This window comes from Salinispora cortesiana, from assembly GCF_000484695.1.
Lineage (GTDB): Bacteria > Actinomycetota > Actinomycetes > Mycobacteriales > Micromonosporaceae > Micromonospora > Micromonospora cortesiana.
On sequence record NZ_AXVR01000158.1, the window covers coordinates 1 to 2,058 of the forward strand.

Here is a 2,058-nt window from a genome sequence, read left to right on the forward strand (position 1 = left end):
GTGGTAGTGGTGTCTCCGCCGGTGATCTTCAGTTTGTTGAGGGTGAGGTTGCCGCCGGTGTTGATGGTGAGGATTCTGAATTGGTCGGTGGCGGCGGCGCGTTCGATGGTGGTGTGTTTGCTGCCGTTGAGGGTGATGGGGGTGGTGATGGCGGGGAGTCCGGCGCCGTCGATGTCGGCGGTGAGCAGGTAGGTGCAGTCTGTGGCCAGGTCGAGGGTGGCGCCGCCGCGGGCGTTGGCGAGGGTGATCGCGGCGATGAGGGCGTCGGCGTCGCAGGGCACGGGGGTGCCCGGCGGCTTCTTCTCCTTCTTGCCCTTGCCCTTGTCGTTGTCTTTGTCTTTGTTCTGGTTGTCGTGTTTGCCCTGGTCACTGTCGTAGCTGTCGCGGTCTTTGCCGGGCTGGTGGGGTTTGTTGGTGCGGTTGTCGGTGGTCAGGGCGCCTCCGATGGCGTCGGCGGCCGGGGTGGCGGCGACGCCGACGGCGGTGAGGGCGAGGCCGGTCACGCCGGCGAGTCCGACGGCCCACCAGCGCCGCGGTGACCTCGTTCGGTGTCCGCCGGGGCGGTCCGGTTCGGGTTCCTGGGTGTGGTCCTGCTGGTTCATCGCGGTGTCGGTGTCCTTCCCCCGTGCGTGGCGAGGAGGCACCAGCCCCGGGGGCAGACCGGGGTGGTGTCGTCCTCGGCTACCGGGCAGGCGGTAGCAGCCACCCCGCACGCTAAACCGACACAAACCCCTTAAGAACGTGAACCCGAAATACTTGCCCGAATCGGGCGAGAGGGGCTATAGATGTAGCTAGGGGACTATTGGGTCAAACGGCTCGAGTCAGCGCCTCAAACCGGTCGTCAGTAAGCTCCACCTCGGCGCTGGCGAGGTTCTCCTCCAGGTGCGCCATCGAAGAGGTGCCCGGAATCGGCAGCATGACCGGCGAGCGGCGCAGCAACCAGGCCAGGGCGAGCTGCGCGGGCGTCGCGCCGTGCTCGGCGCTGATCGTTTCCAGCGGGCCGCCGGGGCGGGTGAGGCCACCGGTTGCCATCGGGTGCCAGGGGATAAACCCAAGATCGTTGCGCTCGCAGTACTCCAGCACCGGTTCGGCATCCCGGGTACTCACGTTGTAGAGGTTCTGCACGGTGGCGATCGGGGTGATCTGCCGGGCTGCCTCGATCTGCTCGATGGTCACCTCGGAGAGGCCGATGTGCCGGATCTTGCCTTCCTGCTGGAACTGGAGCAGCACGCCGAGCTGATCCTCGAGGGGTACCTCCGGGTCGATGCGGTGGAGCTGGTGTAGCGGGATGCAGTCCAGGCCGAGGTGGCGAAGGCTCATCTCGCACTGCTGACGCAGGTACTTCGGGAGCCCGAGTGGCTTCCAGTCGTACGGCCCGCCCCGGACCTGCCCTGCCTTGCTCGCGATGACCAGATCATCGGCGTACGGGTGTAGCGCCTCTTTGATCAGCAGCTCGCAGACGAACGGGCCGTACGAGTCGGCGGTGTCGATGAACGTAACCCCGAGCTCGACGGCGCGTCGGAGCACCCGGACCGCCTCCGCCGGATCGTCCGGCATGCCCCAGACCCCCGGGCCGGCGAGCTGCATGGACCCGTACCCGAGTCGGTTGACCGGGAGGTCGCCACCGATGCGGTAGGTGCCGGAGGCCTTGGCCGGCTGGTTGCTGGCGTGCGCTGACATGCAGGCGTCCCTCGTCTGTCGGCGGGCCAACGGCAGATCTACCTGGTCGTTCTACCCCCGCTGCTGGAGGTCATTCGCGCAGCACGATCGCCGTCGATCACTGGTGTCGTCGGGCTGTCGGCCAGGTTGGCGCGAGGGCCAATCGGACGCGGGCGGGTCGGCGGCCTCATTCCGATGGTGGTTGGGTCTTGGGTCGGGCGCGGAGGTGGGCCCGCTCTCCCTGCTGGCCGAAGAGGCTGAGGATCTCGACCGGCTGGTCTTCGGCGACGCCGAACCAGTGCGGGACCCGGGTGTCGAACTCGGCCGCCTCGCCGGGCGTCAGCACGAGGTCGTGCTCGCCGAGCAGAAGTCGTAGCCGCCCGTTGAGGACATAGAGCC

General features: G+C 67.7%; 2 protein-coding genes and 1 pseudogene. All 3 read right to left on the reverse strand.

Annotation, left to right across the window (positions count from 1 at the left end; genetic code table 11):
- Positions 1 to 602 (reverse strand): annotated as a pseudogene (locus K228_RS0124745) (right-handed parallel beta-helix repeat-containing protein); the annotation flags it as partial.
- 205 nt (positions 603 to 807) lie between these two features.
- Entirely contained in the window at positions 808 to 1,680 is an 873-nt protein-coding gene (locus K228_RS0124750) for an aldo/keto reductase (RefSeq protein ID WP_025620764.1), read from the reverse strand.
- Between the two features lie 166 nt (positions 1,681 to 1,846).
- Positions 1,847 to 2,058, reverse strand: a 212-nt coding sequence (locus K228_RS28055) for a cupin domain-containing protein (protein ID WP_025620765.1), incomplete at its 5' end; no start/stop codon positions are given.

What these genes read in the sequence shown, in the direction of transcription:
- K228_RS0124750 (WP_025620764.1), bottom strand. Translation starts at nt 1,680, where the DNA reads ATGTCAGCGCACGCCAGCAACCAGCCGGCCAAGGCCTCCGGCACCTAC.